Below are 24,947 nucleotides of genomic sequence, written 5' to 3'. Positions count from 1 at the left end.
TCACGAGCCCAGCTGCAGACCCTCCGCGGCCGTCTCCACCATCCCCATGCCGAGTCTGCTGACCCGTGCGGCGAACGGCTGCTCGGCCACGCTCAGGCCGGTGAGCTGTATCGCGCCGAGCGGGGCGGTGCGCAGTGGCCGCAAGGACACCGTCCCGCCCGGGACATCGGGGCGCAGACCGGCGAGAGCGATCAGGATGTGCACCGCGCCTGCCGCCGCCACGGCAGCGGGGCGGCAGGCCGCCGGATGCGGTACGGGCACGCCGCCGGCGGTGCGCTGCTCCCCCGCGTACATCTCGGGGAGGCGGTGCGCGAAGCTGTCCGCCGCGTCGAGGATCCCCCTGGTCAGGGCCCCGGCTGCCTGCTCGTGGCCGGCCGCGGCCAGTCCGGCGGCGGCGATCGCCGTGTCATGGACGCGGACCGCACCGCTGCGGTGGCCGAACGGGTTGTAGCCGCTCTCCTTGGTGCCCATTCCGCGCAGGCCCCACCCGGAGTCCATGGCGGGGCTCTCCAACGCCCTGGCCAGCTGGTCGGTCTGGGTGGCGTCCAGCAGGCCGGGGGCCAGGGCCCCACCGCCGAGCAGCCCGGTGTCGAGGAGGTGGACGGTGGTGGAGCCGAGCTGCGGCAGGGGGCGCCCGTCGGCGGTGAGCAGGGCGGCGGGGCGGCCGCCGGCACCGTCCTCGCACCAGAAGTCCGTGCGGAACCGGGTGCGCAGGTCGGCGGCCCAGTCACGCAGCGCCGCCGCGTCGGACGAACCGGTGGCTTCGAGAAGGTCGGCGCCCAGCAGTGCCGCGCGATGGGCATGGGCCTGGGTCTCGCAGCGGTACGGTCCGCCGGGCGCGGGGTCGGGGACGTAGCCGCCGCGGCTGCCGGCCGGTGGGTCGGTGACGGTCCGCAGCCATCTCAGGCAGCGTTCCGCGGCGGGCAGCAGCCGCTCCGTCTCGTGGTCGGGAAGCCCCCAGCGGCGGGCCTCCGCGAGGACGGTGGGGAACAGAAGGGTCGCTTCGACGCCGGTGCAGCTCGGCGGGGCATGCGGTCCGGCGTCCCGGAGCGGGCCGGGAATTCGGCCGAAATCCACCCCTGGTGCGGCTTGTTGGCTTCGGGCAAGCACCCGCAGCGTGCCCGCGGCGAGCCGGCTGCCCAGGGGCAGCAGCATCCGGGCGGCCCACAGGGCCTCGACCGGGGAAAGGCCGCAGCGCCAGGGGAATCCGCCCGCCACGAACGTGTCCGCGGGAGCGGCCGGGTCCCGCATCACCAGGCCGTGGAGATCGTCGAGGGCGGCTGCCATGAGCGCGTCGGCGCGGTGGTCGTCGCATTCGAGGCGGGCCGCCGTCCAGGGCCGCGGTGGGCGGGCGCTGCGGGTGCGTGCGACGCCCGGTTCGGTGCGCGGGCCCGGAATGAGGACCGTGCCGGAACGCCGCCGACCTGCTGAATCGCCGCCGTCGTGCTCCAGTCCGGTGTGCAGCTCGACGGTGCGGCGGCCGCCGGGTGGCAGCTCCAGCTCCCAGCGCAGCAGGCCCGCTGAGGCGAGCGCGTCCTGGGGCGTGGGCGACGCGGACACCACCGCATGCACTCCGGCCCCGGACCAGCGCAGTCCGGAGCCATGGACCGCGGCTCTCAGCTCCGGGCCGGGCAGACCCACGGCGATGCTCCCGAGCTCCGCGAGGTCCGTACCCAGGCGGATTTCGACCGGCAGCCGGACGGGTCGCGACGCGCTGCTGTGGAAGGTGATCCGTTCGGTGCCGTCGGCGGAGCGCAGTCGCTCCACGCGGATGTCCGGGTCCGGTCCGCGCTCTCCCACCCTGCGGATCACCCCGAGGAACCGGGCCCGGTCCGCGCCGTCCAACCGCCCCTGGAGGACGAGTGGTTCGTCGCCCGCGACCCGGAGCTCGCAGCGGGAGAGAACCCGCCGCCCGTCGCGGTAGAAACCGTCCGTGCCCTGGCCGGTCAACTGCCCCGAGGCCGGGGACACCGCGAGGGCCGGGAGGGCGACGCAGACGAGTGAGGAGTGCACGGGCTGCGGTTGCGGGGGCCGGGGCGGCGCCGGACGCCGCTCGCCGGTCGGCCGCTGAGGCGGATGAGTGAGGGGGACGATGCCTGGCACGCTGTGCGCTCCCTGGTGAGGTCGGGGCTTCGTACGGCCTACGCCACTCAGGTGAACGGCCCGGCCGGCGCCCAGGTCACGTCGGCCGCGCAGCCATGTCGTGTTCACCGCCGGCTCCGGTCGCCGTCCCGGCCGGTCCGGCGCCTGCCGCGCCCGTCCGTCGAACGGGTGCCCGGGCCCGTGCTGCCCCGTGGTCCGCGGAGGCGGCGAGCCGGTCCGCGACGCGTCGGCCCAGGGCGCCCGGCCGGTCGTCGCGTCCCCTCGGTGGTGGTTGCGGATCCGGCGTCGGGCGTGGGCTCGCCGTCAGCGGTGCCCGTCGCCTCGTGGTGCTGCTCACGCAGGCAGCGGCGCAGCGGCTCCGGATCGAGGCCTTCGTTGATGGCGCGGTGCAGCAGCTGGGCGAAGGTGTACTCGGGGTCGAGGGAGAGGGCGCAGCTGAGGGCGACGCGTGCCGACGGTCCGTCCTCGGTGGACCAGCAGACCCAGCCGGCGAGGGTGAGCGGCGCCACCGCGTGCTCGGCGTAGCCGCCGGCGCAGCGGCGGGCGAGTGCGCGCCACAGCCGCAGGGCGGGCGCGGCAGCTGAGCCGTCCATCCACTCCGCCGCCCGGTCGCGGGTGACGCGGTCCTGGAGGCCCAGGATGAGATCGGCGGCCTCGGCATCGGTGATCAGGGCGTCGTCGCAGGCGTCCCGGGCGCGGTTGCTGCCCGAGGGGGTGTCCTGACGGAATCGGTGGATCATGGCTCCGGCCAGGGCGAGGGTGTTCTGCCGGACGGCCGCCGCGCCGTCCCGTTCGAGCATGCGCGGCACCAGCGCGCCGGCCGCCGTGTCCAGCGTCTTCTCCTGTTCCACGGCCCGCCTGCCCGTACGGGGCGTCAGCCGGGCCTCCATCTCCTTGAGCGAGCCGCGCACCTGCATGCCCGCATAGGCGGCGGCCGCGGCCATCACCGAGGTGCCGGGCATGACCATGGGGGTGCCCTCGGCGGGGCAGCACCGGAAATCGGGGCAGCAGTTTTCTCTTGCACTCGTGCCGTGTCTCCATCCGGCTGATCTGGAAGTTTTCAGGCAGTACGAGGCCGTGTCTCGTTCGGGTGATGTGGATCGGTACAGGCCGATCAGTCCGGATGTGGTCCCTACGCTCTCGGGCCGTGGAACTGATCTTCTTCAAGCCGGAGGGCTGGGAGACATGGGAACTCGAACATGAGCCGGTGATCCCCGAGCGGATGCCGGTCCTGATCGATAGCGACTTGCGCTTCGAGGACGACCCCGTGTCGCCAAGGCCGTTGGTGGCGGTGAACCGCTGGCTGCGAGAGCTGCCGGTGAACGGGTGCCCGGAGCCTGCTTCGTGGGGTGTCTACGCCCGAGCGGTGCGGGACTGGGCAGTCTTCCTCGGTGACCGTGGCATTGGGCTGTTCGATCAACGGGACCGGTTGAAGGCCGGGCTCAGTTCGTACGCGGTGCATCGGGCCTGCGGCCCGTTGGACGCCCGGCTGGAGGCGACTACCTGGAACCAGCACGTGAGCATCCTGTCGATCCTCTACCGGTGGGCGGTGGCGGAGGGGTACGCGAACACCGAGCCCTTCACCTACCGGCAGGCCACGGTCTTCTTCGCCGACCAGATCGCCCGGCGGCCGGTGAACCAGGCCATCCGGCGGGTGCCGAAGCCGCACGTGACCATCAAGTACCTGGAGGACGACTTCGCAGAGCTGTTCGTCCGCGCACTTCGGGGCCTGGGCCCTGACGGCGAGGACGATCGGTTCCGAGGCCGGGAACTGGCCCGCAACGGCGCCGTCGGCGCCGCCGCGCTGGACACGGGCCTGCGGTTGCAGGAGTTCACCTACTACCTCGCGGTCGAGCTGCCGGCTTTGCCGCCGCGGCCTACTCAGCTTCCGATTCCGCTGCCCGTGCCGTCCGGCGTCGCCAAAGGCCGGAAGTTCCGAACGACGTGGGTTTCCTACGACAAGCTGGCGGACCTACACCGTTACCGAGAGTTGGATCGAGCCTTGGCGGCGGATGGGGCGGGATGGCGGCCACCGGAGAGATGGGGGTCGCCGCTGCTGGTGACCGAGGCCGACCAGTTCGGCGGCCGGGTCAACGGCCGCCGGGTGTCCTGGCAGGGGCTACGGCCCGCCGAGCGACGGCGGCTGGTCGCGCCGAACGGCGGGTCGATGCTGCTGGCAGTGCGGGCGGACGGCGGCCCGTTCACCGCCTGGCCCACGGTCTTCTCCCGGACCGCGGACCGCATCCGCGAACGGTTCGAGCCCCGGTTCCCGCACGTTTACCCGCACCGAACCAGGCACACCTTCGCGATGCGGACACTTGCCCGACTGGTCAGCGGCTACTACCGGCAGGCCGCCCAACTGGTGAAGGACACCGATGCAGACGCTGGCCTGGCCCTCTACCTGGCCAAGGCCGACCCTCTGATGGTGCTGCGTGACCTACTTGGTCACTCCAGCGTCCTGACCACGGAAAAGTACCTCCGCCGCCTGGACATGACCCGGATCTTCCGGGACGCCTACGAACAGGCCGGGCGGGATTACGAGCTGATCAGCGATGTCGACGCCGAGTTGGAGGCGGACGGCGAGTTTGACGAAGACGAGGATGATCTCTGGTGACCGCCACCGTTCTCCACGACCCGATCGGCATCGCCTACACCACCGTCGACGGCGTCGGCCGGCAAGGGCAGATGCCCGCCAGCGACTGCCCGGACCTGGCCCAGGACTTGATGGCAGGCCTGGTCAACCTGATCCACCCGCATGGGCGGCTCACCACACGGTCAGCCATCGACAAACACCTGATCTCTGCCAGGCGCTTGGTTCTGTTCCTGCACACCCGTGGTTTCACCGGCGGTGCCGGGGACTTGTCGCGGACGGACATGATCGAATTCTGGATGTCCGCCCAGTACGTCGATGAACGCAACATCCGGTTCCTACTGAAGGCATGGGACGAGGAAACGGGAAGGCTGCCGCTGCCGGTCCGCCTGATGACCGAGGGCCGCACGTTCAATCAGCGCGACCCGAGTGAAGCCTTCGCCCCCTACAGCGAGGCCGAGTGGTCCCGGCTGCTCGACCTCTGCCACAGAAACGTACGGGAAGCCTTTACCGCACACGCCGAGGCCCTGGCCGCCGCCCGGAGGGGCCACGATCCTCGGGAAAGCGGGGACTGGTCCACCGACAACCTGTGTTGGCTTCAGGCCCACCACGGTCCGGTCACGTTCCGCTCGCTGAAGTTCGTGCTCGGCGTCCGGCAGAAGACGGCCCTCGTTGTCCGCCGTCAGCTGGCCGAAGCACGGACGGCACTCTTCCCGCAGCCGGACATGGTGATCTCCTACCAGCTGCTGTTCGGCGCCTACAGCGGGATCGTTCCCGACGGCATCGACGGTCTCGGGCTGACGGACCTCGATTGGACCGGCGACTCCGAGATGCTCTTGAACTACGTCAAGGGCCGCACCTCACGGGAGAGCCTGAACCTTTCCCGCAAGGCCGTGCGGCTGCTCGAACGCTGGCTGGAGCACTCGGCCCCGCTTCGCTCCCTCGCACCGGACGAGGATCGCGGAGTTTTGTGGATCAGAGATAGCTCCACCCACGGCGGCAACGCCGTCGAGACCACGCGGATGACTGACATCTCCGTGCGGGCCTGGGTCCGTCGTCACGGCCTGCTGGACGACTCCGGAGCCCCGTTCCCGGTTCACCGGCAGCGGATCCGGACCACGTTCCACAGCCATCGCGACCGCCGCACCTGGGCAGGCAGCCCGCGGGTGACGATCGATCCCAACCACACCCCGGCGGTCGAGGGCGATCACTACCTGACCGCGGCGACGCCGGCCCAGCAGCGGGCCGTTCAGGCCCTGATCGAGGAGGCTCAGGGCGATCTCCTCCGTCGGGCTCAGGCCCCCACCGTCCTATCCGAGGAGGACACCGTCGCCCTCGCGCGGGACTACCCGCAGGTCATCGCCCAGCTGAAGCTGGACGACACGGCGATCGACGAGCTCGTGGGTGGTGAACGCGACGTCTTCGTCGCGGCCTGCGCGGACCAGTTGGCCGGCCTGCACGGGCCGAAGGGCAAGCCGTGTCCGGCTCGGCCCTGGGTCTGCCTGCTCTGCCCGCTGGCGGTGTTCGCCCCGCGGCACGCGGCCAACCTGCTGCGGTTGAAAGCTTTCTTCGCCCGGCAGTGGAGGCAGTTGCCTGCCGACCACTTCATGGCCGTGTTCGGGCCCTATGCCCAGCGCGTCACGCAGGTCCTGGACTGCTTCGATCCAGCGGTGCTGGCCGCCGCTGCCCCGCAGGTCGCTGACGCCGACGAAGAACTGCCCCTGCGGCCTGAGGAGCGAACGGCATGACCGAAGCACTCACCATCGCGGAAGCGGCGTCCTCGCCGTTCAGCGGCGTCGATGTCTTCGAGCTGGCCGGATGGACCGTGGTCGAGGGCTTCCCGCGGCCGCTGTTCGATCAGGACGTGTGGGATCTCCGCGGCATCCTAGGCCGTCCCAAGCAGCTCTCGGGAGGCCAGTTGATCTGGGACTTCACAAAGATCAACAATTCGAGATGGCGGCTGGTGGCCAAGGAACTGATGATCGCGTATTGCGCGCCGGCGCATCCCGCCGTCGCCCAGCTGCCCCACGCCTACCGCACTCCTCGGGCTCTGGCGACCACCGGCCGCGTCCGCGGCCTGCTGTTCCCCTGGTTGAACTGGCTGACGAGCCAAGGCATCGCCAGTCTCCGTGAGGTCACGCAGGAGCACTGCCAGCGCTATCTCGCCGTCCGCAGCACGATTCGGGACAAGCATGGCCGGCGTCTCCGGGCCGCCAGCCCGTCCCAGCAGCGGGCGGTCGTCACGGCCGTCATGGATCTCGCTTTTTACAGCGATCTGTTCACCAACGACCGCTATCACCCGAGCTTCCGCCCTTGGAACTTCACCCCGCCGGCCGTGGTCGCCGGGATGCCGAAGCAGGCGGAGAACAAGACACAGCCCGTTCCCGACCACATCCTGCAACCGCTGCTTGCCGCCTGCCTCTACATCGTTGACACCCTCGGACCTCATCTGACCGTTCTCCTCCGGCAGGTCGAGAGCCGACCGCCACGGCACGGCGGCGCCCGCAGGCCGAACCCCACGTTCGCCGACCTGGCCCGGGCCCTGGATGAGCATCGCTCCACCGGGGATCCCCTGGTCGAGATGACCGACAGACGAGTGAACGAGCGGCTTGCCGCAGGCTGGAACCCCGACGACCCGCTGCTGCGGGTGAACTTCCTGGCCCTGGCCGTCCGCGTCGGCTGCCGTGAGGTCCGGTCCCACATGCTCACCCCGGGCTTCCGCGAGCTCGCCGAGGACACCGTGGCCAAGGTCGGGCTGGCCAAGCCCTGGGGTCGCGAAGTCGCGGCTGTCCCCCGCGCGGACACCCAAGAGTTGGTGCCGTGGATCACGCCGCTGCACACCCAAAAAGCGCAGGATCTGGCGGGCGTCGCCCGGCAGGCGGCGCTAACGGTCATCGCGGCCGTCTCCGGGATGAGGAACAGCGAGCTCGCCGAGCTCCTCGTCGGCTGCCGCCGCACCAGAGAGGTCGGTCCCGGCATGGTTCGGCACAGCCTCGCCAGCAAGATCATCAAAGGTCAGAAGCTCGGTGGCCTTGAAGATGAGTGGGTCGTGCTCGAAGAAGTACACCGGGCAGTCGAACTCGCGGAGCAGGTGCACCTCCACGCTGGCCCTGGCGAATCCTTGTTCGGAAGGATCGGTTTCCACTCGGGATACACCCGGGCGCTTCGCCCCTTCGTCAACGGTCCGCTCGGTCGCAGGCTGGGGCTCGCGCCGATCCCGGACGGCACCGTCAACCTGCGGATGCTGCGGCGGACCCTCGCCATGGAGCTGGCCTATCGCCCCAACGGCATGCTGGCCGCGAAGATCGCCTTGAAGCACCTCTCGGTGGTTACCACCGAGGGATACACCGCCCGGCCCGGCGGAGCTCAGGCCAAGCTGCTGGCCGAGGTCAACGAGCACGAGCAGGAACGGAATCTGAGCCTGGCCGCAGCCGAGTTCCGCAACTTCCAGCAGGGCATCCTGCCCAGCGGCACCGGGGCCCACGAGCTGATCGACTTCTTCACCCACGTCGACGAGGAACTGGCCCGGCAGGAGGCCACCTCGCCCCACGTCCGGTCCAGCGACCAGGACCTCCGCAACCTCCTGGCCAAGCGAGCCGGCACCCTGCACCTGGGAACGGCGAACTACTGCTGGTTCGCCGACCCCGGAAAGGCCCTCTGCCTGAAACTGGCCGGCACCCCGAACGCCACCAAACCCTTGGCGGGAATGTGTGACTCGGCCCGCTGCCCGCAGGCCACCCACCACCCCTGCCACCGTCCCATCTGGGCCGAGACGGTCACCCAGACCAAAACCTTCCTCGGCTCCCTCAGCCGCCCCCAGAAGACCGAGCGAATCCGACTCCGGGCCGAACTCGATCGCGCGCAACGCGTCCTCGACGAGATCGACGCGGCCGGCTCTGGACCCGAGCAGGAGATCCATGCGGACCACTGACGATCAAAGACAGCAGGCCGAGGACCGCATCCGAGCCGCCATGGACCGACTCCTACGAGGTGAGATCCCACCCGGCGGGCGATGCGACATCAAGACCCTCGCCACCCAGGCCGGGGTGAACCGCACGGGTTTCTATCCCAAGGAGGGACGGCCCGGCCCCTTCCAGCACCTGGCCGAGGAGTTCACCCGTCGTCGTGATCTCCTCCAGCAAGCAGGCACCATCCCCGACCCGCGCGAGGCCCAGATCACCCGGCTCAAGGAGGAGATCACCAACCTCCGCCAGCGCCTGGACAAGCGTGACACCGACCTCCAGGAGCTGACCAACTTCCGACAAGGAGCGATTTCTCGGCTGGCCGCACAGCACCTTGAGATCGAGAACCTGCGTCAACAGCTCAGCAACGGATCACACAAACCGGTCACGCACCTGCCCGCCACGGCGCACCACAACCCTCGGCCCCTGCTGAGCCCCGAATGAGACATCAGGCCGCCAGAGCCACGACGCGCCTCCACTGCCGGAGACCGTCCACCCGCAACACAGCGGCCCGGGACACGGAGAGTGCAGGCAAAAAGCAGTAGGACCAGAAGCGGCCGTTGGACAGGCACAGGGCTTCCAGGACAGGCACGTCCAGCGCACCGCAGGCCGTACGCAGCCGCTGGGCGAGCGGGCGGAGCCGGTCCTTGACGTCCTTGCCGCTCTCGCCCTGCGCGGGCTCCTGGCAGAGGTAGACGAGGATCGCCTCGGGCCGGGCGTCACGTTCCTTGCCCGCGTTGACCAGGCAGTCGGCGAGCTGGTCGGCGACATCCGGCCACTGTGTGGTGTCAGAGGGGATGCCGAGCCGGACCCGGCCGCCGAAGCGCCCGCGGTCGCCGTGGAGGGCGACCAGAACCACGCTGTCGTCCGGATAGAAGCCCATGAGGTACGGCAGTGCGTCGGCGAGTTCGGCCGGGCTACGCAGCGTGACCTGCGTTTCGGAGACCGGCGCGGGGACCGCGTCGGCGGGGGCGGAGGAGTGCGCGGAGCTGGAAGGAGTGGAGGGAGCGGACGGACTCGTGGTGTCAGCAGGGTTGGTGGGGGTGGTGGTGTTCGCGGGGTCGAGGGGGCGGGAATCGTCTGCGGAGCCGGTGGACGGGGCGGGCTCGGGTGCGCGGTGCGGGTCGGCGGAGGCCGGCGGTTCGGACGGGCCGGGAGTGTGCGACGGGGTCGGGGCGGCGGGCTGAGCGGTGGAATCGCCGTCGGTGGTGCGCTTGCTGGGTTCGCTGTGCGGATTCATGGCCCGAAGATCTCGCGGCGGGCCGTCGCGCCGCGACCCCTGTGGATAACTCTCGGGCGAGCGAGTTGTCCACAGGTTCGGGCGGGGGTTCGCGCATTGTCAGTGGCATCGGGTTGCATGGGGGCATGAGCAACGATGATCTGCGTGCCGCCGCCGATGCCGTCCTGACCCGACTCGTCGGTGATCCCGGCGGCGAGGCCAGGCTGCGCGAGGATCAGTGGCGGGCGATCGAGGCGCTGGTGGCCGACCACCGCCGGGCGCTGGTCGTGCAGCGGACGGGCTGGGGCAAGTCCGCGGTCTATTTCGTCGCGACGGCGCTGCTGCGCGAGCGCGGAAGCGGGCCGACCGTGATCGTCTCCCCGCTGCTCGCGCTGATGCGCAACCAGGTCGAGGCCGCCGCGCGGGCCGGGATCCGGGCACGCACGATCAACTCGTCCAACACCGAGGAGTGGGACACCGTCCAGGCCGAGGTGGCGGCCGGTGAGGTCGATGTCCTGCTGGTGAGCCCCGAGCGCCTCAACAACCCCGATTTCCGTGATCAGGTACTGCCCAAGCTCGCGGCGGCGACCGGTCTGCTGGTGGTCGACGAGGCGCACTGCATCTCCGACTGGGGCCATGACTTCCGGCCGGACTACCGTCGGCTGCGCACGATGCTCGCCGACCTCCCGTCCGGTGTGCCGGTGCTCGCCACGACCGCCACGGCCAACGCACGCGTGACCGCCGATGTCGCCGAGCAGCTCGGCACGGGCGAGGGCTCCACCGAGGCGCTGGTGCTCCGCGGGCCGCTGGACCGGGAGAGCCTGAGCCTGGGCGTGCTGCCGCTGCCGGACGCCGCACACCGGCTCGCCTGGCTCGCGGATCATCTGGACGAGCTGCCGGGCTCGGGGATCATCTACACCCTCACGGTCGCCGCCGCCGAGGAGGTCACGGCCTTCCTTCGCCAGCGGGGGCACACGGTCTCGTCGTACACCGGCAAGACGGAGAACGCCGATCGCCAGCAGGCCGAGGACGATCTGCTCGCCAACCGCGTCAAGGCGCTGGTGGCGACCTCCGCGCTGGGCATGGGCTTCGACAAGCCCGATCTGGGGTTCGTGGTGCATCTGGGGTCGCCGTCGTCCCCCATCGCGTACTACCAGCAGGTGGGCCGTGCCGGTCGTGGGGTGAAGCACGCCGAGGTGCTGCTGCTGCCGGGGCGGGAGGACGAGGCGATCTGGAAGTACTTCGCGTCGCTGGCCTTCCCTCCCGAGGAGCAGGTGCGCCGGACCCTGGACGTGCTGGCCGCCGCCGACCGGCCGGTGTCGCTGCCCGCCCTCGAGCCGCAGGTCGAACTGCGCCGCTCGCGCCTGGAGATCATGCTCAAGGTGCTCGACGTGGACGGCGCCGTGCACCGCGTCAAGGGCGGCTGGACGTCCACCGGCCGGCCGTGGTCGTACGACACCCAGCGCTATGCGTGGGTGTCGCGCCAGCGCGAGGCCGAACAGCAGGCCATGCGGGAGTACGCCACCACGGCGGGCTGCCGGATGGAGTTCCTGCGGCGGCAGTTGGACGACGAGGCCGCGGTGGCCTGTGGTCGCTGTGACAACTGCGCCGGGGCGCGGTTCGGCACCGAGGTGTCCGCGGCTTCGCTGGACGCGGCGCGCGGTGAGCTGGGGCGGCCGGGAGTGGAGGTGGAACCGCGGCGGATGTGGCCGACCGGGCTGCCGGCCGTCGGGGTCGACCTCAAGGGGCGCATCCCGGCGGGCGAGCTGTCCTCGACGGGGCGGGCTCTGGGCCGGCTCTCCGACATCGGGTGGGGCAACCGTCTGCGGCCCATGCTCGCACCGCAGGCACCCGACGGCCCGGTGCCCGACGATGTGGCCGCCGCGGTGGTCACCGTGCTCGCCGACTGGGCCAAGGGCCCGGGTGGTTGGGCGTCGGGCGCGGCCGAGGCGCCAGCTCGCCCGGTGGGCGTCGTCGCGCTCTCCTCGCGCAGCCGCCCGCAGCTGATCCGGTCACTGGCCGAGCGGATCGCCGAGGTCGGCCGGATGCCGTTCCTGGGCACGGTGGCCTCGGGGGACGACGGCGCCGAGGGAAGGATTCCGCGCAGCAACAGCGCTCAGCGGCTGCGGGCGCTGCACGGCTCGCTGAGCGTGCCGCCGGAGTTGGCGCAGGCCTTGGCGTCTGCGGATGGCCCGGTGTTGCTGGTGGACGACTACGCCGACACCGGCTGGACATTGGCCATGACCGCCCGGCTGCTGCGCCGGGCGGGCGCGGAGGGGGTGTTTCCACTGGTCCTTGCCGTACAGGGCTAGGAGCGGTACGGCACGGGCGAGGCCGTGGCGGGCAAGTACATCGGTGACCTTCCGGGGCATTCCCGGCACCGGCGGGAATTGCTCGTTGCCGCATGCGTGTACGACGGGAAGAATTGGAATGCTTCCCCCACCGGCCGTCCGTGGTCAGGCCGAGCCGAGCCGTGGTGCGCCTTGGCGCCCGGTCACCGCCCGACGCGTGGACGCCTGACGAAGGGAGGAACATGACCTTCGGCTTCGCTCCGCCCCCGCATGTGTCCTTGCCCGTGTCCGCCGAATCCGCCGCGAGGCTGGGGCGGATGCTGGTGCCCGCCGAATGGGCCTCGGCCGGGATCCCGTTGCTGCGCAATCCCCGTGAGGTCGTCGCCGAGCTGCACGAGCGTCATCGCCCGGGTTCGTCGACGGCCATCGTCGCGGTGCTCGACGCGCAGGACCGGGTGACGGCCAGCGCCTCGTTCACCGAGCTCGCGGCCGTTCCCGACGGCTGGGAGTTCCGCAATGCGCTGCTGGCGCATCTGCGCCGGGTGATCCCGCACGATCTGCGGTTGCGGGCCCCGGTCCGGACCGCGGTACTGCTCTACTGCCGTGAGGGCGAGCCCCGTTGGACGGAGACGGACGGGGCGTGGATGTGGGGGCTGCGCGATGCCTGCACCCTGCACGGGCTCCGCTGCGGGGCGTACATCACGCTGACCCCGGAGCGCTGGCAGGTCCTGGGAGAGGGCCGGGGCGGGCGCCGCCCCAGGCCGCCCTCCGCGGATCTGCCGGTCCCCGAACCGCGCCGTGCGGACACCGGGCAGACGGACACCGTGCGGACGGAGGCGCGTCGCCTGACGGCTGCGCGGCCGGAGGCGCCGCTTTCCGGTGCGAACGCTGCCGTCCTGCAGAACCGGCCGCTGCCCCGGCGCGCGGGCGGCGCCCCGGAAGCGCACCGGCACACGGCCGCGCGCTGAGGCGGCCCGAGCGGTACGCCCGGCCACCCTCCCCCACACGAGGCGAGGGCGGCCGCCGCCACGAGGGCCGGGCGCACCACCTGCCACCGCGCATGGCGACCGCACACCACGGACCTCCCACGCAAGCGAGCCCGACGGCCTCAAGGACCGACGGGCTGTTGCTGGCCGACAGGTCAGGCGTGGGCGCCGAGCACGGCCGTGATCCGCTCCGGGTCGCCGCAGACGATCAGCAGCGTTCCGGCACGGGCCATCGCGGCCGGCAGTGCCGTCCCGGTGACCTCGTCCGAACCGCCGTTGACAGCGACGATCACGACGGGCCGGCCGGTGGCGCGCCCGGCAGCGGCATCCGCGTAGAACACATCGTCGGCGGCGTCGTGTTGGGCCCAGTACGAAGCCTCGCCGAAGGTGAGTTCGTGCGCGGCCCACGGGTGGGTCTCGCCGGTGGTCAGCACCAGGATTTCGCCCGGCGCTCGCCCGGAGTCCAGCAGCAGGTCAACGGCCTCGTCAGCGGCGTCGACGGCGCCGGCGGCGGGTGCCGGGATCAGCTGGAGCTGCGCTCCCGAAGCGGCACCGGTCGTGGCGGCCGGCGGCTGCGGGGAGCTGGTGCGCTGCGCCGGCGGAGCGGCGACAGGCCCACGCGGCGGGGCAGCAGGTCCGGGCTTGCCCGGACGGACGCTGGCCGCCGGAGCGCCACGCGGAGGCGCGGGGCGGGGACCGGGGCCAGGAACAGGACGGGGGGTCGGCGCGGTGCGGCCTGCGGCGGCAGTTGCGCGGGGACCCGGGACACTCTCGTGAATCTGAGGCTCCTCGGGGATGAGAGGCATAAAGGGATGTCTATCAAACGTAAGTGCGGAACACGTCATCGGGTACCGAATTGATGTCCGCACCGCTCAGAAATCGAAGCCGAGTTGGCCACCGGCTTCCAGAGCGGCTGCTTCGGGGGTGATGCGCACCTTCTTCAGATGCCGCCACCGGGGCAGGGCGTCCATGTAGGACCACGACACTCGGTGGTGCGGCGTGGGACCGTACTCCTCCAGGGCGATGCGATGGGTCGGCGAGGGGTAGCCTGCGTTGGCCGCGAAGTCGAAGTCGGTGTAGCCCAGCCCCAGTTCGGCCATCATCGCGTCGCGCCGCACCTTGGCGATCACGGACGCGGCGGAGACCGCGATGCAGGACTGGTCACCCTTGATGACCGTGCGGACCCGCCACGGCGCGCCCAGGTAGTCGTGCTTGCCGTCGAGAATGACCGCGTCCGGCCGGACCGGCAGCGCCGCCAGGGCGCGGACGGCCGCGAGCCGCAGTGCCGCGGTCATGCCCAGCCCGTCGATCTCCTCGGGCGAGGAGTGCCCGAGGGCATAGGCCGTGACCCATTCGCCGAGCACCTCGCACAGTTCGGTGCGGCGCTTGGGAGTCAGCAGCTTGGAATCGGTGAGTCCGTCGGGTGGACGGCGCAGACCGGTGATCGCTGCGCAGACGCTGACCGGACCGGCCCACGCTCCGCGTCCGACCTCGTCGACACCTGCGACGATCTTGGCGCCCGTCGTGGCGCGCAATGATCGCTCGACGGTGTGGGTGGGGGGCTCGTACGGCATGGCGCCAGCAAGGTTACGCCTATTCGGTCCGGCCGTCCGCACCGGATCCCGACCCGGCGGAAAACGATATCCGAGCAGGTGCGGGCGGGGTGGTCCGGTACCGCTGCCGACGGGTGTCCGGAGGCCCGCGCGGAGTGCGTCACGCGCCGCGGCCCCGTGGGCCACAACCCCACCACCGGGGCCGAATTGGCGCCCCGCAGCCGCCCGTTGGGAGGGATGCAGGAACACGGAAGCAGCCACGGGCGGTCGGGCGGACGTGGCGGACGGTCGGGGCGCGACATCCGGGGCAGAGCCGTGGACGGCCGACTCGCGGCAGGCAGGCGGGCAGGCGGGCCGAGCCGCGGTGCGGCGGTGATCAGTCGGTGCGGACGGGAGCCCAGGAGGGGAGGGTTTCGGTGCCAGCCAGCCATGACTCGGGCGGGGCGCCGGCGCGCCCGGAGGCAACGATGCCGCCGACGATGGCGCAGGTGGTGTCGACGTCACCGCCCGCATGGGCGGTGGCCCAGAATGCCCGCTCGTAGTCGCCGAGATGCCGGGCCGCGGCCCAGAGGGCGAAGGGCACGGTGTCGTGGGCGCTGGTGCGCCGGCCGCAGCCCAGGACGGCGGCGACGGTACCGGAGTCGGCGTAGTCGAGCATGTCGCGTGCCCGGCGCAGACCGGCCTGTACGGCGCTGCGCGGGACCAGCGCCAGGACCTCGTCCAGCAGCTGCTCGGGGCCGAGGTCGCGGGCCGGGTCGGCCACCAGGGCGGCCGCGGCGGCGACGGCCATGGCGCCGACGACGGCCTCGCGGTGCTGGTGGGTGGTGTAGGCGGAGATCTCGGCCTGGTGAGTGGCCTGCTCGGGGTCGTCGGCATACCAGGCGCCGAGGGGAGCGATGCGCATGGCAGCTCCGTTGCCCCATGAGCCGTGGCCGTTGAAGAGCCCGGACGCCAGCTCCCGCCAGTCGCCGCCCTCGCGGATCAGCCGCAGCATGCGGTTGACCGCCGGACCGTAGCCGCGGTCGAAGTCGTGGTGGTCGGCGAAGGAGCGGGCGAGGGAGTCCTGGTCGATCCGCCCGTGCGTGGTGAGCACGGCCAGGACGGAGCAGGCCATCTCCGTGTCGTCGGTCCACTGCCAGGGGGCGGGCGGCAGCTCACGGCGCTTGAGCGCGGGGTAGTGGGCCGGGACGAAGAACTGGGAGCCGAGCGCGTCGCCCACGGCCAGCCCGCGCAGGCTGGCCAGGGCCCGCTCACGGCGGTCCGCGTCACGGTGGTCGAGGGTCATCGGTGTGCACTCTAACCGGTGGCCCCGTAGGGCTCGGGTTGACACCAGCGGTCGAAGGGCCGGTCGAGGGTGTAGCGGCCGTTCTCGCCGAGCAGCAGGGTGCGCCGGTCCGCGTTGCCCGGATTGGACAGCGACTCGAAGTCGGCCACGGTCCAGTGGAACCAGCGCATGCAGAACAGCCGCATGGTGAGCCCGTGCGTGACGATGAGGACGTTCGGCGGGTGGTCCGGGTCCTCGAAGCTGCGCCAGAGGCTCTCCAGGAACGCGCCGACGCGGTCGTAGACGTCCGCGCCGGACTCGCCCTGGGCGAAGCGGTAGAAGAAGTGCCCGTAGGCGTCCCGGTAGGCCTTCTGCTGCCGTACGTCGTCGCGGTCCTGCCAGTTCCCCCAGTCCTGCTCGCGCAGCCGGGGCTCCTCGCGGACCCGCACCCTGGCGGGATCGAGACCGAGCGCCCGGAAGGTCTGGTGTGTGCGGCGGTAGGGCGAGACATAGGCGGAGACCCGCTGGTCCCCGAACATCTCCCGCAGCGGGCCGCCGGCCTCCTCCGCCTGCCGCAGCCCGGCCGGGGTGAGCGAGAGGGCGTGATCGGGCTCGCGCTCGTAGACGGTGTCGTCGACATTCCCTTCCGACTCTCCGTGGCGGATGAGGACGATGCGTCGGGGCCGAGCCATGCCGCCAGCGTAATTCGCCTGCATTGCACCTGCCGCACCCCGGCGCCACCACGCGCCGGCTCCACCATGGCCGACCGCACGCCACTCCCTCTCCGCGATCTCCGCGATGATGTCGTGCGCCGGGATCCGGGCGCCCCGCTCCGGACGCACTTCCCCCGCACCAGTCCCCTGCCATGGCGATCCCCCCATCAAACGCAACACCCGTTGCATTACGATGAGCATGGCACGATCCGCCCACTAACGCAAGGGAATGGCTTTTGACTGACGACGCAGCGAGCGGCGAGCGGCACCCGGCCGACGACTCCGCTCCCGCCCCCGGCACCCGGCGCCCCGGCGGCCGCACGGCCCGCACCCGCGCCGCCGTCCGCGACGCCGTCCTGGCCGGTCTCACCGAGTACGGCTATCCGGGCCTGACCGTCGAATACGTCGCCGAGCACTCCGGCGTGCACAAGACGACGCTCTACCGCCGCTGGAAGGACGTCGAGGGCCTGCTGGCGGACGCCCTGGACCTCGCGGGCGAGGACACCTGGACCCCGCCCGACACCGGGTCCCTGGAGGGCGATCTGCGGGCCCTGGCCCACGAGGTCGTCGCGTCCTTCGCCGACCCCGCGGTGGCCGCGTCGGGCTCCGCGATGATCGCCGCCGGCTTCCGGTCGGAGCGGGCGGCCGCGGCACTGCGCGGCTACTACGCCGAGCGGTTCGCGCGCTGCGAGATCCTCGTCGAACGTGCCGTCCGACGCGGGGAGTTGCCCGCTCCCGCGGACGCCGCACCGGGAGCCCCGGCGGACGCCCCTGCCCGCACCGCCTCCCGTACCGATCACAGCTCCGTGCGCCACGCGATCGACGCCGGCGCGCTGGTCCGTTCGGTCTCGGCGCCGCTCTTCTTCAACCTGTTCATCACCCGGGAGCCGGTCGGGGCCGCGCAGGCCGACCAGGCCGCGGCGGCCGCACTGGCCGCAGCCCGCGCCGGCGCCTTCACCACCGACAGCACCACTGCCGACGCCGCCGGCTCCGCGCACGGCACGGACTCCTGAACGGGCCGCCGCTCACACCGTCCATGACGGTTCCAGCTCGACCACGTCCCCGGCGATGGCCCGGACGTCCGCGGCTATCTGGGCCCGCAGCGCCAGCCTCTCCACCCGCTCGGGCCGGTACTTCCCGCGCTCGGCCGCCGACTGCCACATCGACAGGACCAGGAACTCCTCGCCCGGGGCGCGCCCCAGCATCCCCCGCTGCATTCCCGGCGAGCCCGCCATCGCCGGGTTCCAGACCTTCTCCTGCATCAGCATGAAGTGGTCCACCCGCTCCTGGTACACCTGGCAGTGCGCCAGCCGCAGCACGTCCACCTCGACGAACGACGGGCGGAAGCCCACCTTCACGTCGAACTCGTGCTCGAACAGGCGCACCTGGGCGTCCTTGTAGGTGCCGACCTGGGCAGCCGCCAGCCGGTCGTGCGAACGCGCCATGAAGGAGTCGTAGAACGCCCGGCTCTCCCAGAAGGCGACCAGATGCGCGACGCCCGGCCGCCCCCGGCTCCACCCTCCGCCCTGCCCTCGAAACCCCGGCTCACCCAGCAGCCCCGCCCATTTCCGCTGCCCCCGCTCGAACCCACGACGGTCCACGACGGTGAGGCGAATCCACTTGACAAGCACCGCGCCATCGTACGGCCCGCGGGCGAAGCGGAATCACTGCGCGTCACATTCCGACCACCCCGAACTTCCATGCGGACACGGGCCGATGGGAGTGCGCGGGTGGTCGCCACCGCGCCGTCCCGGCGCGCACGGACCCGGTCCTCCCATGGACGCGACGGGTCAACCGAACGCCCCACGGGAGCCTCACGGGTTCCGCCCGACAAGGAGGCCACCGGGCGCTCGGGCCGCGCCCCGGAGGGCGGTTTCCGGCCAACCGCACCCGCTCCATATCGCCTGCCACCAGGGAAAGTTGCTTCCGCCCAGGAGACGGCGGGCGTGGCACGATGGTCCCGCAACGGGAAGTCCTGGGGAGCCGTCCGCATCCTCCTCGCGTGGCCGGGCCGCGTCTCCGGGAGACGAAGGAGGGGAAGCCCGGTGAGCACGCTCAACAAAGGCATCGAAAAGGTCGAGGTCACACTGAAGTGGGACCCCAGTCCCCTCGGGACACCGGACAACGACCTCGACATCGTCGCGGCCACGTACCCGGCCGACGCGCCGCACGGCGACCCGGCCTATCTGGTGGCCTTCGACAGCCGGTCACCCGACGGGACCATCACCCTCAACCGGGACAGCAGGACCGGCCAGGGGTTCGGCGCCGACGAGATCATGACGCTGGAACTGGACCGGCTGTCCGACTCCTACGCCCGGGTCCTCGTCGGGGTGGCCATCCAACAGGGCGGGGGACGCAAGATCTTCGGTGAGGTGCCGAACACCCACGTACGCATCCGCGAGGGCTACACCGATCTGGCGGAGGACGATTTCGCCTCGGTAGCGGGGGCGACCGCCGCGACGGTGGCCGAATTCACCCGGGACGAGACGGGCAAATGGCGCTTCCGCCCCGGCCTCCGGGGCTTCGACGCCGACCCGGACACCTTCGTCTCGGTGATGGGGCACTGAAGAAGGGGCACTGAACGGGGCGGCGCTGCCGCTCCCCCGCACAGCCGCCCCGCTCCCCCGAGGGCACGCCGCCGAACGCGCGACACGCCGGCCGAGCGTTCCCCGGCGCGCACGACGGAGGGGACCGGCGCCAGGCCGGTCCCCTCCGCGCTTTCCCGGGCCATCTCAGCCCGGGCGGGCGGCCGTACGGGAGATGCCCTCCCGCCCGGCCGCCCCTCTGCTACTGGCGCAGAGCACTTATTCCTGTCGTGCGCTATTCCTCGTACCGGCGGGGCACGCACGTACGGTCAGAGACCGAGCAGTTCCGCGAGGGTGCCGCCCAGGACGCGATCGCGCAGTGCACCTGGCGCGGTGACGCGTTCGACGGTGGCGCGGGCGAGGAACGGGTCACCGTAGGGCGCGTCCGAGCCGAACAGAGTGCGGTCAGGCACCTCTTCGATGGCCAATCGCACCGCGAAGATGATGTTCGCCGTCGACAGTTCCAGGTAGATGTTCGGGGTGTCCCGGGCCAGCTCAATGGCCGTCAGCCAGTTCAGTCCACCGAGCTGGCTGATCACCAGGGGGACGGTCGGGTGACGGCGCGCGAGACCGGCGAGAGTTGCGAGGTCTCCCGCCGTGGTCGGCGCGAACCCGTGCACGACGACCGGCAGCCCGCCGTGACCGGCGGCTGCCCGGAGGACCGGCTCGATCTGTCCGGCCTCATCCAGCGGTGGGGTCAGCTCACCGATGCCCCGAAAACCCCGGCCGACGATCTCCCGCTCGACCTCCGCCGCAATCTGCTCAGCCGACTGGTCCAGACGAACCTTGCCGAACCCGATGAAACGATCCGGGTATGCCACGCACGCAGCGTCCAGTTCCTGCCACGCGGCCTGGTAGCTGTCCGGACCGTTGGACCGTCCGCTGACCGTCTCGCCCAGCACACTCATCTCGCGCCGCAACGAAGCCAGATCAGTGGCCCGCTCAGGATGGGGCCGGGTACCGAAGAGCACGGCGCGGTCGGCTCCTGCCTCATCCAGCAAGGCGATGTGGCTGTGCACAGGATCGTGGACGTGGCTGTGCGCATCGATGATCAACGAATCTCCTGGTCAGGATCGGTGGCAGCGATGGAATGCTGCTGTCGGTCCCATCGTTGAAGGTTGACACCATGGCAAGGTCAAGCGCAGTGGAGCAACAATGCTGATCGGGCAACTGGCCAAGAGAACCGGGACGAGCGAGCGCCTTCTCCGGTACTACGAGAGCGTCGGCCTGATCGCCTCAAGCCGTCAGGCCAACGGGTACCGCGACTACGACGATGCCGTCGAGCAAACGGTCAGACAGATCCGCGCCCTGCTGGCGGCCGGGTTGTCCACAAGCCTGATCCGGCAGGTACTGCCTTGCGCCCTCGCCGACGGCTCGCTGCGTCCCTGTCCGGGAGTGCTGGACAAACTACGTGCCCAACTTTCCCACCTTGACCAGCGGGCAGACGAACTGACACAGGCTCGCCAGACCCTGCAACGAGCCATTGCAGCTGCCGAACGCGCCGAGTAACCGCACGGCCGACGCGACAAGGCTGCATTGAATGCAAGCCGCGCCAACGAAACGCGTGGTGGGGTGCCGGCAAAACGCCGGCACCCCACCTGAACAGCTAATTCACACCCGACGAGGGCTCATGATCAACTGCAGCCGCTGGTCGAGCCGCAGCCCTCGCACAGGTAGCAGCTGCCGGCCCGCTGCATCTTCGTCCCGCAGGAGAAGCACAGGGGGGCGTCGGCGTTGATGCCGAGCTGCATCTCGACGAGTTCGGCGTTGGTGTGCGCCTGCTGGGGAGCCGGTGCGGCGGCGTCCTCGACGATCTTCACCGCCGGTGCGGGCTCCTGCGCCGACTCGATCTGGCGCGGCGCCGACTGGGCCAGGCCCTCGACGTCGACCTCGTCCTCGGAGGGCTCGTAGGAGCCGGTCTCCAGGTGGCGCTGGCGCTCCTCGACGGAGTGGATGCCGAGCGCCGAGCGGGTCTCGAACGGCAGGAAGTCCAGCGCCAGGCGGCGGAAGATGTAGTCGACGATCGACTGCGCCATCCGCACGTCCGGGTCGTCCGTCATGCCGGCCGGCTCGAAGCGCATGTTGGTGAACTTCGAGACGTAGGTCTCCAGCGGCACGCCGTACTGGAGGCCCACCGACACCGCGATGGAGAAGGCGTCCATCATGCCCGCGAGGGTCGAGCCCTGCTTGGACATCTTCAGGAAGACCTCGCCGAGACCGTCGTCCGGGTAGGAGTTGGCGGTCATGTAGCCCTCGGCGCCGCCGACCGTGAAGGAGGTGGTGATGCCGGGACGGCCCTTGGGCAGGCGCCGGCGCACCGGGCGGTACTCGACGACCTTCTTCTCGGCGACCGGCTCGGCCTTCTTCTCCTCCTCCTTCTTCTTGGCGGAGAGCGGCTGGCCGACCTTGCAGTTGTCGCGGTAGATCGCAAGCGCCTTCAGGCCGAGCTTCCAGCCCTGGAAGTAGACCTCCTCGATCTCCTCGACGGTGGCCGTCTCCGGGACGTTGACCGTCTTGGAGATCGCGCCGGAGAGGAAGGGCTGCGCGGCGGCCATCATGCGGACATGGCCCATGGCGGAGATCGAGCGGACGCCCATGGCGCAGTCGAAGACCTCGTAGTGCTCGGTCTTCAGGGCGGGGGCGTCGACGACATTGCCGTGCTCGGCGATGTGGGCGACGATCGCCTCGACCTGCTCGGGCTGGTAGCCGAGCCGCTTGAGCGCCTTGGGGACCGTGTTGTTCACGATCTGCATGGAGCCGCCGCCGACCAGCTTCTTGAACTTGACCAGGGCCAGGTCCGGCTCGACGCCCGTGGTGTCGCAGTCCATCATCAGGCCGATGGTGCCGGTCGGCGCGAGCACGGAGGCCTGCGCGTTGCGGAAGCCGTTCTTCTCGCCCAGGCGCAGCACGTCCTGCCAGGCCTCGGTGGCCGCCGCCCAGACCGGGGAGTCCAGGTCGTCCATGCGCGTGGCGACACCGTTGGCGTCGGAGTGCTGCTTCATGACGCGCTTGTGGGCGTCCGCGTTGCGGGCGTAGCCGTCGTACGGGCCGACGACGGCGGCCAGCTCGGCGGAGCGCTTGTAGGAGGTGCCGGTCATCAGGGAGGTGATGGCACCGGCCAGCGCACGGCCGCCGTCGGAGTCGTAGGCGTGGCCGGTGGCCATCAGCAGGGCGCCGAGGTTGGCGTAGCCGATGCCCAGCTGGCGGTAGGCGCGGGTGGTCTCGCCGATCTTCTGGGTGGGGAAGTCGGCGAAGCAGATGGAGATGTCCATCGCCGTGATGACCAGCTCGACGACCTTGGCGAAGCGTTCGGCGTCGAAGGACTGGTTGCCCAGGTCGTCGTCGCGCAGGAACTTCAGGAGGTTGAGCGAGGCGAGGTTGCACGAGGAGTTGTCCAGGTGCATGTACTCGCTGCACGGGTTGGAGGCGGTGATCCGGCCCGTCTCCGGCGAGGTGTGCCAGTGGTTGATGGTGTCGTCGTACTGGATGCCGGGGTCGGCGCACGCCCAGGCGGCCTCCGCCATCTTGCGGAAGAGCCCCTTGGCGTCGACCTCCTCGATGACCTCACCGGTCATCCGGCCGCGCAGGCCGAACTTCGAGCCGGTCTCGACGGCCTTCATGAACTCGTCGTTGACGCGGACCGAGTTGTTGGCGTTCTGGTACTGGACGGACGTGATGTCGTCGCCGCCCAGGTCCATGTCGAAGCCCGCGTCGCGCAGCGCGCGGACCTTCTCCTCCTCCTTCACCTTGGTCTCGATGAAGGCCTCGACGTCCGGGTGGTCCACGTCCAGGACGACCATCTTGGCCGCGCGGCGGGTGGCGCCGCCCGACTTGATCGTTCCGGCGGACGCGTCGGCGCCGCGCATGAAGGAGACCGGGCCGGAGGCGTTGCCGCCGGAGGAGAGCAGCTCCTTGGAGGAGCGGATGCGGGAGAGGTTCAGGCCGGCGCCGGAGCCGCCCTTGAAGATCATCCCCTCTTCCTTGTACCAGTCGAGGATCGACTCCATGGAGTCGTCGACGGAGAGGATGAAGCAGGCGCTGACCTGCTGCGGCTGCTGGGTGCCGACGTTGAACCAGACCGGCGAGTTGAAGCTGAAGACCTGGTGGAGCAGGGCGTAGGCCAGCTCGTGCTCGAAGATCTCGGCGTCCGCCGGGGAGGCGAAGTAACCGTTCTCCTCGCCGCTCCTGCGGTACGTCGTGACCACGCGGTCGATCAGCTGCTTGAGGCTGGCCTCGCGGGTCGGGGACCCCACCGCACCACGGAAGTACTTGCTCGTGACGATGTTGACCGCGTTCACCGACCAGAATTCGGGGAACTCGACGCCACGCTGCTCGAAGTTGATCGAGCCGTCGCGCCAGTTGGTCATGACGACGTCACGAGACGCCCACTCCACCTCGTCGTACGGATGCACGCCGGGTGTGGTGTGGATGCGCTCGATACGCAGACCCTTGCTCGCCTTGCTGCCCTTGGCGCGGGAGCCTCGTGCCGGGCCGCTCGTCGTCTCTGTCATTCCGCCTCCCTGTATACGGGCAAACGCCCATATGTGCGCACTCATTCCGTGGCACGGTGTATGTCTTGCTGCTGCCGGGGCGCCCTGCTCGCGCCCCGGTACAGGTCCTGGATGTGCGCCGAGCTCAGTCGGCGGCGGTGGCGGGCACGGGAACGGCCGGGCCTTCGCCCTCGCTCCCGTGGTCCTGCCCGGGCGGCCCCTGCTCGCGCTGCTCCCGCAGCTCGGTGATGGCCGCCTCGAAGTCCTCGAGTGAATCGAACGCCCGGTAGACGGACGCGAAGCGCAGGTACGCGACGAGGTCGAGTTCCTGCAGCGGGCCCAGTATGGCGAGCCCGACGTCATGGGTGGTCAGCTCGGCGCTGCCGGTGGCGCGCACCGCCTCCTCGACCCGCTGGCCGAGCTTGGCGAGGGCGTCCTCGGTGACCGGGCGGCCCTGGCACGCCTTGCGCACGCCCGCGATGACCTTGTTGCGGCTGAAGGGTTCGGTGACCCCGCTCCGCTTGATCACCATCAGCGACGCCGTCTCGATCGTCGTGAAACGGCGGGAGCAGTCGGGGCACTGGCGGCGCCGGCGGATCGCCGTCCCGTCATCGGTGGTACGGCTGTCGACGACCCTGCTGTCCGGGTGCCTGCAGAAGGGGCAATGCACGCTCCACCCTCCTCACCCTTGATATACGGACGTACGTACGCCAACGATCCCGGCGCACGGCGACAGACCTCCGGCCGGTCCGTACGGGCCCTTCGGAGCAGTCACCAGCATAGGCGATCCCGCGCTCGACGAGAGACCAGGGACCACAACTTCTGGGTAACCGAAGGCATCTAACCACTAGATGTGGTGTCGGGCCGCTTACATGCGCCTACCGCGTGTCGCGGGGGCGGCGGGCCGGGACGCCGCAGACGAGAGTACGGGAAGCGACCCGGCCGGAAGCGCGGCGGGGCCGGGGTGACAGAATCGGCGGGGTCGCGGCGGCGGCCGCACCGGACCGCGCGCTCCGGCGCCCCCGGGGGTCGCGAGCGGGCCGGAGTCACGGGTGGCGGGCGCGGCCCGGGACTCGAAAAACCGCTCGGCCATACACCCCTCACTCGCCTCGGTCAGCAGATCGGCGAATATTTCACTCGAACGTGTGTTTGGCGCAACCTTTCGAAAGCAACTACCGTTGGCTAACCAGG

Annotated in this window: 19 protein-coding genes and 1 pseudogene; 9 read left to right on the top strand and 11 right to left on the bottom strand. The window is 70.8% G+C overall.

Annotation, left to right across the window (positions count from 1 at the left end; translation table 11 throughout):
• Together IEY78_RS04660 and IEY78_RS04655 are read right to left on the bottom strand one after the other, a co-directional pair.
• A complete protein-coding gene (locus IEY78_RS04660) occupies positions 1-2,013 on the bottom strand; it encodes a glycogen debranching N-terminal domain-containing protein (RefSeq protein ID WP_189096275.1) in 2,013 nt (670 codons plus the stop codon).
• A gap of 194 nt (positions 2,014-2,207) precedes the next feature.
• On the bottom strand, positions 2,208-3,167 hold the full coding sequence (locus IEY78_RS04655; RefSeq protein ID WP_229699733.1) for a DUF4192 domain-containing protein: 960 nt from the start codon (positions 3,165-3,167) through the stop codon (positions 2,208-2,210).
• An 83-nt stretch (positions 3,168-3,250) separates the two neighbouring features.
• On the opposite strand from IEY78_RS04655, the gene IEY78_RS04650 reads away from it, so the two are divergent.
• Genes IEY78_RS04650 through IEY78_RS04635 form a run of 4 tightly spaced genes read left to right on the top strand, consistent with a single transcriptional unit; the run spans position 3,251 to position 9,099 of the window.
• Positions 3,251-4,717 carry a site-specific integrase gene (locus IEY78_RS04650; protein WP_308426854.1) on the top strand — a complete coding sequence of 489 codons (1,467 nt, stop codon included), beginning with the start codon at positions 3,251-3,253 and terminating at the stop codon, positions 4,715-4,717.
• A complete protein-coding gene (locus IEY78_RS04645; RefSeq protein ID WP_189096274.1) occupies positions 4,714-6,441 on the top strand; it encodes a hypothetical protein in 1,728 nt (575 codons plus the stop codon). Before IEY78_RS04650 ends, IEY78_RS04645 begins: the two co-directional genes overlap by 4 nt.
• Positions 6,438-8,624, top strand: coding sequence for a site-specific integrase (locus IEY78_RS04640; protein WP_189096273.1), 2,187 nt, complete (start codon positions 6,438-6,440; stop codon positions 8,622-8,624). The genes IEY78_RS04645 and IEY78_RS04640 overlap by 4 nt, the downstream gene beginning before the upstream one ends.
• Positions 8,611-9,099 carry a hypothetical protein gene (locus tag IEY78_RS04635; protein ID WP_189096272.1) on the top strand — a complete coding sequence of 163 codons (489 nt, stop codon included), beginning with the start codon at positions 8,611-8,613 and terminating at the stop codon, positions 9,097-9,099. Before IEY78_RS04640 ends, IEY78_RS04635 begins: the two co-directional genes overlap by 14 nt.
• 94 nt (positions 9,100-9,193) lie before the next feature.
• Here the strand turns inward: IEY78_RS04635 and IEY78_RS04630 are convergent.
• Positions 9,194-9,895, bottom strand: a pseudogene (locus IEY78_RS04630) (DUF4192 domain-containing protein); the annotation flags it as partial.
• A gap of 125 nt (positions 9,896-10,020) precedes the next feature.
• Between IEY78_RS04630 and IEY78_RS04625 the strand changes: the two are divergent.
• Positions 10,021-12,186 carry a RecQ family ATP-dependent DNA helicase gene (locus IEY78_RS04625; protein ID WP_189096270.1) on the top strand — a complete coding sequence of 722 codons (2,166 nt, stop codon included), beginning with the start codon at positions 10,021-10,023 and terminating at the stop codon, positions 12,184-12,186.
• Between the two features lie 221 nt (positions 12,187-12,407).
• A complete protein-coding gene (locus tag IEY78_RS04620; RefSeq protein WP_189096269.1) occupies positions 12,408-13,133 on the top strand; it encodes a hypothetical protein in 726 nt (241 codons plus the stop codon).
• A 173-nt stretch (positions 13,134-13,306) separates the two neighbouring features.
• On the opposite strand, the gene IEY78_RS04615 is transcribed toward IEY78_RS04620, so the two are convergent.
• The 4 genes from IEY78_RS04615 to IEY78_RS04600 all read right to left on the bottom strand — a co-directional run bounded on the left by IEY78_RS04615 (position 13,307) and on the right by IEY78_RS04600 (position 16,660).
• Positions 13,307-13,957 (bottom strand): hypothetical protein, encoded by a 651-nt coding sequence (locus IEY78_RS04615; RefSeq protein ID WP_189096268.1) that lies wholly within the window; start codon positions 13,955-13,957, stop codon positions 13,307-13,309.
• A gap of 66 nt (positions 13,958-14,023) precedes the next feature.
• Positions 14,024-14,725 (bottom strand): ribonuclease HII, encoded by a 702-nt coding sequence (gene rnhB / locus IEY78_RS04610; RefSeq protein WP_189096267.1) that lies wholly within the window; start codon positions 14,723-14,725, stop codon positions 14,024-14,026.
• 355 nt (positions 14,726-15,080) lie between these two features.
• A complete protein-coding gene (locus IEY78_RS04605) occupies positions 15,081-15,989 on the bottom strand; it encodes an ADP-ribosylglycohydrolase family protein (RefSeq protein WP_189096266.1) in 909 nt (302 codons plus the stop codon).
• Between the two features lie 11 nt (positions 15,990-16,000).
• Positions 16,001-16,660: a histidine phosphatase family protein gene (locus IEY78_RS04600; protein ID WP_189096265.1), complete on the bottom strand. Its 660-nt coding sequence runs from the start codon at positions 16,658-16,660 to the stop codon at positions 16,001-16,003.
• Between the two features lie 257 nt (positions 16,661-16,917).
• Here IEY78_RS04600 and IEY78_RS04595 point away from each other — a divergent pair, with 257 nt between their 5' ends.
• On the top strand, positions 16,918-17,694 hold the full coding sequence (locus IEY78_RS04595; protein WP_189096264.1) for a TetR/AcrR family transcriptional regulator: 777 nt from the start codon (positions 16,918-16,920) through the stop codon (positions 17,692-17,694).
• A 12-nt stretch (positions 17,695-17,706) separates the two neighbouring features.
• On the opposite strand, the gene IEY78_RS04590 is transcribed toward IEY78_RS04595, so the two are convergent.
• The gene (locus IEY78_RS04590) at positions 17,707-18,312 is read right to left on the bottom strand and encodes a YdbC family protein (protein ID WP_189096263.1); all 606 of its coding nucleotides are present in this window, start codon (positions 18,310-18,312) and stop codon (positions 17,707-17,709) included.
• Between the two features lie 414 nt (positions 18,313-18,726).
• Between IEY78_RS04590 and IEY78_RS04585 the strand changes: the two genes are divergently transcribed.
• Positions 18,727-19,248: a TerD family protein gene (locus IEY78_RS04585; RefSeq protein ID WP_189096262.1), complete on the top strand. Its 522-nt coding sequence runs from the start codon at positions 18,727-18,729 to the stop codon at positions 19,246-19,248.
• A gap of 287 nt (positions 19,249-19,535) precedes the next feature.
• Here IEY78_RS04585 and IEY78_RS04580 read toward each other — a convergent pair whose 3' ends face one another.
• Positions 19,536-20,321, bottom strand: coding sequence for an amidohydrolase family protein (locus tag IEY78_RS04580; protein ID WP_189096261.1), 786 nt, complete (start codon positions 20,319-20,321; stop codon positions 19,536-19,538).
• Positions 20,322-20,421: 100 nt separating this feature from the next.
• Between IEY78_RS04580 and IEY78_RS04575 the strand changes: the two genes are divergently transcribed.
• Positions 20,422-20,775, top strand: coding sequence for a MerR family transcriptional regulator (locus tag IEY78_RS04575; protein WP_189096260.1), 354 nt, complete (start codon positions 20,422-20,424; stop codon positions 20,773-20,775).
• 125 nt (positions 20,776-20,900) lie between these two features.
• On the opposite strand, the gene IEY78_RS04570 is transcribed toward IEY78_RS04575, so the two are convergent.
• Positions 20,901-23,777, bottom strand: a complete 2,877-nt coding sequence (locus IEY78_RS04570) for a vitamin B12-dependent ribonucleotide reductase (protein WP_189096259.1) — start codon at positions 23,775-23,777, stop codon at positions 20,901-20,903.
• 124 nt (positions 23,778-23,901) lie between these two features.
• Positions 23,902-24,426 carry a transcriptional regulator NrdR gene (gene nrdR, locus IEY78_RS04565; protein WP_189096258.1) on the bottom strand — a complete coding sequence of 175 codons (525 nt, stop codon included), beginning with the start codon at positions 24,424-24,426 and terminating at the stop codon, positions 23,902-23,904.
• Between the last annotated feature and the right edge of the window lie 521 nt (positions 24,427-24,947).

Origin of the sequence: Streptomyces kronopolitis (assembly GCF_014646275.1) — a bacterium.
GTDB classification, from domain to species: domain Bacteria; phylum Actinomycetota; class Actinomycetes; order Streptomycetales; family Streptomycetaceae; genus Streptomyces; species Streptomyces kronopolitis.
The sequence above is the reverse complement of the archived record's forward strand: the minus strand, read 5'-3'. Positions and strand labels throughout refer to the sequence as shown.

Coding starts and splice junctions, on each gene's coding strand:
- IEY78_RS04600 (WP_189096265.1), bottom strand. CDS start 16,660: ATGGCTCGGCCCCGACGCATCGTCCTCATCCGCCACGGAGAGTCGGAA.
- IEY78_RS04605 (WP_189096266.1), bottom strand. CDS start 15,989: ATGACCCTCGACCACCGTGACGCGGACCGCCGTGAGCGGGCCCTGGCC.
- IEY78_RS04635 (WP_189096272.1), top strand. CDS start 8,611: ATGCGGACCACTGACGATCAAAGACAGCAGGCCGAGGACCGCATCCGA.
- IEY78_RS04625 (WP_189096270.1), top strand. CDS start 10,021: ATGAGCAACGATGATCTGCGTGCCGCCGCCGATGCCGTCCTGACCCGA.
- rnhB (WP_189096267.1), bottom strand. CDS start 14,725: ATGCCGTACGAGCCCCCCACCCACACCGTCGAGCGATCATTGCGCGCC.
- IEY78_RS04640 (WP_189096273.1), top strand. CDS start 6,438: ATGACCGAAGCACTCACCATCGCGGAAGCGGCGTCCTCGCCGTTCAGC.
- IEY78_RS04575 (WP_189096260.1), top strand. CDS start 20,422: ATGCTGATCGGGCAACTGGCCAAGAGAACCGGGACGAGCGAGCGCCTT.
- IEY78_RS04570 (WP_189096259.1), bottom strand. CDS start 23,777: ATGACAGAGACGACGAGCGGCCCGGCACGAGGCTCCCGCGCCAAGGGC.
- IEY78_RS04620 (WP_189096269.1), top strand. CDS start 12,408: ATGACCTTCGGCTTCGCTCCGCCCCCGCATGTGTCCTTGCCCGTGTCC.
- IEY78_RS04615 (WP_189096268.1), bottom strand. CDS start 13,957: ATGCCTCTCATCCCCGAGGAGCCTCAGATTCACGAGAGTGTCCCGGGT.